Genomic DNA, 7,386 nt, shown 5'->3' with positions numbered 1-7,386 from the left:
AGATGTGTATAAGAGACAGGGTGGGAGGGGACGGGCGGGGCCGGGGCAGGGGACGGGAGGGAGCCGCCCGGCAACCGCCTACCCTTGTCCCATGAGCAGCGGCAACCGGAGCGAAGCAGTGGACGTCCAGAAGAGCTACGAGGTGCGCACCTACGGGTGCCAGATGAACGTCCATGACTCCGAACGGCTGTCGGGTCTCCTGGAGGGCGCCGGTTACGTCCGGGCCCCCGAAGGTTCCGACGGCGACGCCGACGTCGTCGTCTTCAACACCTGCGCGGTGCGGGAGAACGCCGACAACAAGCTGTACGGAAACCTCGGCCGCCTCGCGCCCATGAAGACCAAGCGCCCCGGGATGCAGATCGCCGTCGGCGGCTGCCTCGCGCAGAAGGACCGCGACACCATCGTCAAGCGGGCCCCCTGGGTCGACGTCGTCTTCGGCACCCACAACATCGGCAAGCTGCCGGTCCTCCTGGAGCGCGCCCGCGTCCAGGAGGAGGCGCAGATCGAGATCGCCGAGTCCCTGGAAGCCTTCCCCTCCACACTCCCCACCCGCCGCGAGTCCGCCTACGCCGCGTGGGTCTCCATCTCGGTCGGCTGCAACAACACCTGTACCTTCTGCATCGTCCCGGCGCTGCGCGGCAAGGAGAAGGACCGCCGCACCGGCGACATCCTGGCCGAGATCGAGGCCCTGGTCGCCGAGGGAGTCTCCGAGATCACCCTCCTCGGCCAGAACGTGAACGCGTACGGCTCCGACATCGGCGACCGCGAGGCCTTCTCCAAGCTGCTGCGTGCCTGCGGGGCCATCGAGGGCCTGGAGCGCGTCCGCTTCACCTCGCCGCACCCCCGTGACTTCACCGACGACGTCATCGCCGCCATGGCCGAGACGCCCAACGTGATGCCGCAGCTGCACATGCCGATGCAGTCCGGATCGGACAGCATCCTGAAGGCGATGCGCCGCTCCTACCGCCAGGAGCGCTTCCTGGGGATCATCGAGAAGGTGCGCGCCGCGATGCCCGACGCCGCCATCTCCACCGACATCATCGTGGGCTTCCCCGGCGAGACCGAGGAGGACTTCGAGCAGACGATGCACGCCGTTCGCGAGGCGCGGTTCGCCAACGCGTTCACCTTCCAGTACTCCAAGCGTCCCGGGACCCCCGCCGCCGACATGGACGGCCAGATCCCCAAGGAGGTCGTCCAGGAGCGGTACATGCGCCTGTCCGCCCTTCAGGAGCAGATCTCCTGGGACGAGAACAAGAAGCAGGTCGGCCGCACCCTGGACGTCATGGTCGCGGAGGGCGAGGGCCGCAAGGACGGCGCCACCCGGCGCCTCTCCGGCCGCGCCCCCGACAACCGGCTGGTGCACTTCACACAGCCCGAGAAGGCCGTGCGCCCCGGCGACGTGGTGACCGTCGAGATCACCTACGCCGCCCCGCACCACCTGCTCGCCGAGGGCACGCCGCTCGCCGTACGGTCCACCCGCTCGGGCGACGCCTGGGAGAAGCGCACCACCGAGGCCGCCGCCAAGCCCGCCGGAGTGATGCTCGGCCTTCCCGGCGTCGGCGCCCCGGACCCGCTCCCGGCCGCCACGGCCCCGGCCTGCGGCATCGGCTGACGGATCGGGTTCGGTCGGCGGCGTCCGAGCGCCGGCCGGGTCCGACGGCCGAAGCCGGCTGACGACTCGGGGGTCCTCTGCCGCCGGCCACGGGCCCCGGGCGGCCGACCGGCCCCGGCCGCTCGTTGGTCCCGCGCGGCCGACCGGCCCCGCCCGCTCCCACGTTCGACAAGTACGCTGACCGGCATGCTTGTCGCCGCCGCCGTGTGCCCCTGCCCGCCGCTCCTGGTGCCCGAGGTCGCCGCTGGCGCCGCCCCCGAGCTCGACGCCGCGCGTGACGCGTGCCTCGACGCCGTGGGAGTGCTCGCCGCCTCGCGCCCGGACCTGCTCGTCGTCGTGGGGCCGGGCGACGACCGGTCCGCCGGGCCCCACCCGGCCGGGGCGCACGGGACCTTCCGGGGCGTCGGCGTGGACCTCGACGTGACGCTCGGCGACGCACCGCGGTCCGCCGCCGCCCCGGACCGGCCGCTGCCGCAGTCCCTCACCGTGGGCGCCTGGCTGCTGGGCCGGGCCCGATGGGCGAACGCTCCCGTCGAAGGGTTCGCCGTGGCGGAGAGCGAGGCCGCCCGGGAGTGCGCGGAGGCCGGCCGCACCCTCGCCCGGCGGGCCGAGCGCGTCGCGCTCCTGGTGATGGGCGACGGCAGCGCCTGCCGCACCCTCAAGGCCCCCGGCTACCTCGACGAGCGGGCCGCCGCCTTCGACACCCGCGCCACCGGAGCGCTCGGCTCCGCGGACCTCGACGCCCTGGCGGCGCTCGACGCGGTGCTCGCCCGAGACCTCAAGGCCGCCGGACGGGCCCCCTGGCAGCTGCTCGGCGGCGCCGCGCGGGACGCCGGGCTCGCCGGCCGGCTGCTGTACGAGGACGCCCCGTACGGCGTGGGCTACACCGTCGCCGCCTGGTCCTGAACGGAACGGCGGCGGGTACGGAGCACTCGGCCCCGTACCCGCCGCCGTTCCGCGGTCACCGTGTCAGGACGCGGGCGGCGGCGGAGGAGGAGTGCTGCCGGGATTACCCGGAGTACCGGGGTTCCCCGGGGCGCCGGGCGTACCGGGAGTGCCCCCGTCCTTGTGCCCCAGCTTGTCCACGGCCTCCTTGGCCTTGCGCGTACCCGAATCGATCTTGTCGCTGTATTTGCCCTTGGTCTTCTGGTCGACCGTGCGCGCGGCCTTGTCGAGGCCCTGCTCGATCTTGCCCCCGTGCTGCTGCGCGAGGTCGCCGACCTTGTCCTTGGCCGGTCCCAGCTTGGCCTTCAGGTTGTCCAGGAACCCCATTGGGTCACCTTCCGTGCAGTGAGGACTGTGCATGGGAGCGTTCTCCCGCCCCCATTGTCCGTCACCTGTCCGTTCCTGCCGTTTTTACTCGCCTTATTGCGCTTCCGCGGCGCGTCCTTGACCTCGCTCTCCGCGTCCGCCCGCGTCCTCATGGACACCCGGCGTGTTCGGGAGGGCCCGGATATTTGGGAGACTGTCCGGGTGACCCCTCCCGCTTCCGCCCCCCGCGTCATCACCGTCGTAGGCCCCACCGCAGCCGGAAAGTCGGATCTGGGGGTCTTCCTCGCCCAGCGGCTCGGCGGCGAGGTGATCAACGCCGATTCCATGCAGCTCTACCGGGGAATGGACATAGGCACCGCGAAGCTGACGCTCCCCGAACGCGACGGCGTGCCGCACCGGCTGCTGGACATCTGGGACGTCACCGAGACCGCCAGCGTCGCCGAGTACCAGCGACTGGCCCGTCTGGAGATCGACCGGCTGCTCGCCGAAGGGCGCACGCCGATCCTGGTCGGCGGGTCAGGTCTGTACGTGAAGGGCGCCATCGACGCCCTGGAGTTCCCCGGTACGGACCCCGAGGTGCGCGCCCGGCTCGAAGCGGAGCTGGCCGAGCGTGGCTCGGGCGCCCTGCACGAACGTCTCGCCGCTGCCGACCCGGATGCCGCCCGGTCCATCCTGGCGAGCAACGGCCGTCGCATCGTCCGCGCCCTCGAGGTCATCGAGATCACCGGCAAGCCCTTCACCGCCAACCTCCCCGGCGACGAGCCCGTCTACGACGCCGTGCAGATCGGCGTCGACGTGGACCGCCCCGAACTGGACGAGCGCATCGCCCTGCGCGTCGACCGGATGTGGGAGGCGGGACTCGTGGACGAGGTGCGCGCCCTGGAGGCGTCCGGGCTGCGCGAGGGCCTGACGGCCTCCCGGGCCCTCGGCTACCAGCAGATCCTCGCGGTGCTCGCGGGGGAGTGCACGGAGGACGACGCGCGGGCCGAGACCGTGCGCGCCACCAAGCGCTTCGCCCGCCGTCAGGACTCGTGGTTCCGCCGTGACTCGCGTGTCGTGTGGCTCGGCGGCGGACACCGTGACCGGGGGGAACTCCCGCACCGGGCGCTGACGTTGGTCGAACGAGCGGTCACAGCCTGATCACGTGATGGCATCGGGAAGCTCCGCCCGTCAATTCGGCACCCGTGATCGTGCCATCATCGAGCATCGATCCACCAGTGGAGTCCGAGTTGGGAGGGCGCGTGGCGATGGAGGCCGGCCCTCGCGACACGGAGCAGCGCGACACAGAGCACGACGTGCCGTCACCGCGGGAGACCGCGGGACGGCTGAGTCCTGACGGGCCCGACGAGCAGGACGTGACCCCCGAGGTCGAGGTCGAGCTGCGGCCCACCCGCAAGCTGCGGATCTGGCAGCTCGCGCCCATCGTCGTGCTGGCCGCGGTCGGCTCGCTGATGTTCGCCTTCCCCCTCGCCTTCGAGTTCGGCGACGGCGGAGCCATCGTCGCCATGCTGGGGCTCTTGATCAGCTGCTGCGCGGCCGGCTGGGGCATGATGGCGGCCCGCCGCGTCGGTCACACCTGGCCGGGACTGCCCGCCCGCGGTTCCGGCGACCGCCCCGACTGGCGGGTGATCGCGCTGTACGTGGCGACCGGCGCCGCCCTGGTCGCCCTCGCCGTCTGGCGCGTGGACCGGCTGCGCTGACAGCCGCCGGCCCGCCCGCCGGGCCTGCTCGTGCGGGTCACGGGCCGGACGCCGGGTCCGCTCGTGCGGGGTGTCGGCGCCTCCTCGTACAGTTGGCGTGTGAGCACTTCGCAGATCGCCTTCCTCAAGGGTCACGGCACCGAGAACGACTTCGTGATCGTCCCGGACCCGGACAACGCCCTCACGCTGCCCGCCGCCGTCGTCGCCCGGCTCTGCGACCGCCGGGCCGGTATCGGCGGGGACGGCCTGCTGCACGTCGTGCGTACCGCCGCCCACCCAGAGGCGCGGGACATGGCGGACGCGGCCGAGTGGTTCATGGACTACCGCAACGCGGACGGCTCGATCGCCGAGATGTGCGGAAACGGCGTGCGCGTCTTCGCCCACTACCTCCAGCGCGCCGGCCTCGTCGAGGAGGGCGACCTCACCGTCGCCACCCGGGGCGGCCCCAAGCGGGTGCACCTCGCCAAGAACGGCGATATCACCGTCTCCATGGGGCGCGCCCTGCTGCCCGAGGAGAGCGTCACGGTCACCGTCGGCGACCGCAGCTGGCCCGCCCGCAACGTCAACATGGGCAACCCGCACGCGGTCGCCTTCGTCGACGACCTCGACCACGCCGGCGACCTGTTCACCGCCCCGCCCATCAGCCCCGGGGCCGTCTACCCCGAAGGCGTCAACGTCGAATTCGTCGTCGACCGGGGCCCGCGCCACGTCGGCATGCGCGTCCACGAGCGGGGCTCCGGTGAGACCCGCTCCTGCGGCACCGGCGCCTGCGCGGTCGCCGTCGCCACCGCCCGCCGGGACGGCGCCGACCCCGCCGGGACAGGCCTCCCCGTCACCTACCGGGTGGATCTCCCCGGCGGCACCCTCGCCATCACCGAGCACCCCGACGGCACGATCGACATGACCGGGCCCGCGGTGATCGTCGCCGAGGGCGTCATTGCCCCGGACTGGCTCGAAACCTCCTGAGGAATGGCTCACTCGAAACGATGACCGGCCCGAGCTTCGCTCGAATGGGTGATCCGTTTCACGCTGGGCGAGAGCTGGACTGCGCCACGTGGTGGGGTCGATAGCATCAAGCACCGGCCCCGAGGGGCATCCGCCCCTCCTCAGCGCCGGTCGACGTCGCCGGAGGTGCCCATGAGTGCAGAGGCCGCCGATCCGGGCGCTCCCCTTCGCAGGCGGAGCCGCCCCCGGATCGACCTGCGCAGACTGGGCCGGGTGGCATTGCGTGGCCCGGTCTCCCGCGACCGGCTGTCCGACGCCATCGGACATGTCGCCGAGGCGCACCGCGCCCACCACCCCGATGCCGACCTGACCATCCTGCACCGGGCCTACGTCCTCGCGGAGTCCTCGCACCGCGGGCAGACGCGCAAGAGCGGCGAGCCGTACATCACGCATCCGCTGGCCGTCACCCTGATCCTCGCGGAGCTCGGCGCCGAGACCACCACCCTCACCGCCTCCCTGCTCCACGACACCGTCGAGGACACGGAGGTGACGCTCGACCAGGTGCGCGAGCAGTTCGGCGACGAGGTCTGCTATCTCGTCGACGGCGTCACCAAGCTGGAGAAGGTCGACTACGGCGCCGCCGCCGAACCGGAGACCTTCCGCAAGATGCTCGTCGCCACGGGCAACGACGTCCGGGTCATGTCGATCAAGCTCGCGGACCGGCTGCACAACATGCGCACCCTCGGCGTGATGCGCCCCGAGAAGCAGGCCAGGATCGCCAAGGTCACCCGCGACGTCCTCATCCCGCTCGCCGAACGGCTCGGCGTGCAGGCGCTCAAGACCGAGCTGGAGGATCTGGTCTTCGCGATCCTGCACCCCGAGGAGTACGAGCACACCCGCGCCCTGATCGCCGCCGAGGCGGGCCCGGACGCCCCCCTCGACACCATCGCCGGCCACGTACGGGGCACCCTGCGCGACGCGGGCATCAGCGCCGAAGTCCTCATCAGGCCACGCCACTTCGTCTCCGTGCACCGGGTTCGCAGGAAACGCGGCGAACTGCGCGGCACCGACTTCGGCCGACTGCTCGTCCTCGTCGGGGAGGACGCCGACTGCTACGCCGTCCTCGGTGAGCTGCACACCTGCTTCACCCCGGTGATCTCCGAGTTCAAGGACTTCATCGCCGCCCCCAAGTTCAACCTGTACCAGTCGCTGCACACCGCGGTCGTCGGCCCCGGGGGCGCCGTCGCCGAAGTCCTCATCCGTACGCACCGGATGCACAAGGTCGCCGAGGCGGGCGTCGTCGCGCTGGGCAACCCGTACGCCCCGGACCCCACCGCCGCCCCGCAGACCGAGCCTTCCGACGAGCGCGCCGACCCGACCCGGCCCGGCTGGCTCTCCCGGCTGCTGGACTGGCAGGAGTCCGCCACCGACCCCGACACCTTCTGGACCACGCTGCGCGCCGACCTCGCCCAGGACCGCGAGATCACGGTGTTCCGCACCGACGGAGGCACCCTCGGGCTGCCCGCCGGGGCCAGCTGCGTCGACGCCGCCTACGCGCAGTACGGCGACCGGGCGCACACCTCCATCGGAGCCCGGGTCAACGGCCGCCTCGCCACCCTGAGCACCGTCCTCGGCGACGGCGACACCGTGCAGCTGCTGCTCGCCCAGGACACCGCATCCGGCCCCTCGCCCGACTGGCTCGACCACGCGCGCACCCCCGCCGCCCGGATCGCGATCACGGGCTGGCTCACCGACCACCCCGACGAGGCGAAGCCCACCCCCTCGACGATGACGTCCGCGGACCCGGGCGGGCCCGGCCCGGCCGAGCCCGCCGCCCCGGAGCGCGACGCCCAGGCC

Annotated in this window: 7 protein-coding genes; 6 read left to right on the top strand and 1 reads right to left on the bottom strand. The window is 72.5% G+C overall.

The genetic code is table 11. The annotated features are described in order from the left end of the window. The first annotated feature begins 91 nt into the window (after window positions 1-91). Together miaB and CR470_RS34120 are read left to right on the top strand one after the other, a co-directional pair. Window positions 92-1,612: a tRNA (N6-isopentenyl adenosine(37)-C2)-methylthiotransferase MiaB gene (gene miaB / locus CR470_RS34125; protein WP_097871310.1), complete on the top strand. Its 1,521-nt coding sequence runs from the start codon at window positions 92-94 to the stop codon at window positions 1,610-1,612. Window positions 1,613-1,798: 186 nt separating this feature from the next. Beyond that, window positions 1,799-2,518: a class III extradiol dioxygenase subunit B-like domain-containing protein gene (locus tag CR470_RS34120; protein WP_097871309.1), complete on the top strand. Its 720-nt coding sequence runs from the start codon at window positions 1,799-1,801 to the stop codon at window positions 2,516-2,518. 63 nt (window positions 2,519-2,581) lie between these two features. Here the strand turns inward: CR470_RS34120 and CR470_RS34115 are convergent, their stop codons facing one another. Beyond that, on the bottom strand, window positions 2,582-2,884 hold the full coding sequence (locus CR470_RS34115) for an antitoxin (RefSeq protein ID WP_097871308.1): 303 nt from the start codon (window positions 2,882-2,884) through the stop codon (window positions 2,582-2,584). 201 nt (window positions 2,885-3,085) lie between these two features. On the opposite strand from CR470_RS34115, the gene miaA reads away from it, so the two are divergent. The 4 genes from miaA to CR470_RS34095 form a co-directional block, all read left to right on the top strand. Beyond that, on the top strand, window positions 3,086-4,024 hold the full coding sequence (miaA, locus tag CR470_RS34110) for a tRNA (adenosine(37)-N6)-dimethylallyltransferase MiaA (protein ID WP_097871307.1): 939 nt from the start codon (window positions 3,086-3,088) through the stop codon (window positions 4,022-4,024). A 107-nt stretch (window positions 4,025-4,131) separates the two neighbouring features. Then, window positions 4,132-4,584 carry a hypothetical protein gene (locus CR470_RS34105; protein WP_097871306.1) on the top strand — a complete coding sequence of 151 codons (453 nt, stop codon included), beginning with the start codon at window positions 4,132-4,134 and terminating at the stop codon, window positions 4,582-4,584. Window positions 4,585-4,683: 99 nt separating this feature from the next. Further along, window positions 4,684-5,550, top strand: a complete 867-nt coding sequence (gene dapF, locus CR470_RS34100; RefSeq protein WP_097871312.1) for a diaminopimelate epimerase — start codon at window positions 4,684-4,686, stop codon at window positions 5,548-5,550. Window positions 5,551-5,721: 171 nt separating this feature from the next. After that, on the top strand, window positions 5,722-7,386 hold a 1,665-nt coding region (locus CR470_RS34095), incomplete at its 3' end, for a RelA/SpoT family protein (RefSeq protein WP_097871311.1).

The sequence above is a fragment of the Streptomyces sp. rh34 genome (assembly GCF_002551245.1).
GTDB lineage: Bacteria > Actinomycetota > Actinomycetes > Streptomycetales > Streptomycetaceae > Streptomyces.
This window is presented reverse-complemented; position numbering and strand designations above follow the sequence as displayed.

Coding starts and splice junctions, on each gene's coding strand:
- miaB (WP_097871310.1), top strand. CDS start 92: ATGAGCAGCGGCAACCGGAGCGAAGCAGTGGACGTCCAGAAGAGCTAC.
- CR470_RS34105 (WP_097871306.1), top strand. CDS start 4,132: ATGGAGGCCGGCCCTCGCGACACGGAGCAGCGCGACACAGAGCACGAC.
- CR470_RS34115 (WP_097871308.1), bottom strand. CDS start 2,884: ATGGGGTTCCTGGACAACCTGAAGGCCAAGCTGGGACCGGCCAAGGAC.
- CR470_RS34120 (WP_097871309.1), top strand. CDS start 1,799: ATGCTTGTCGCCGCCGCCGTGTGCCCCTGCCCGCCGCTCCTGGTGCCC.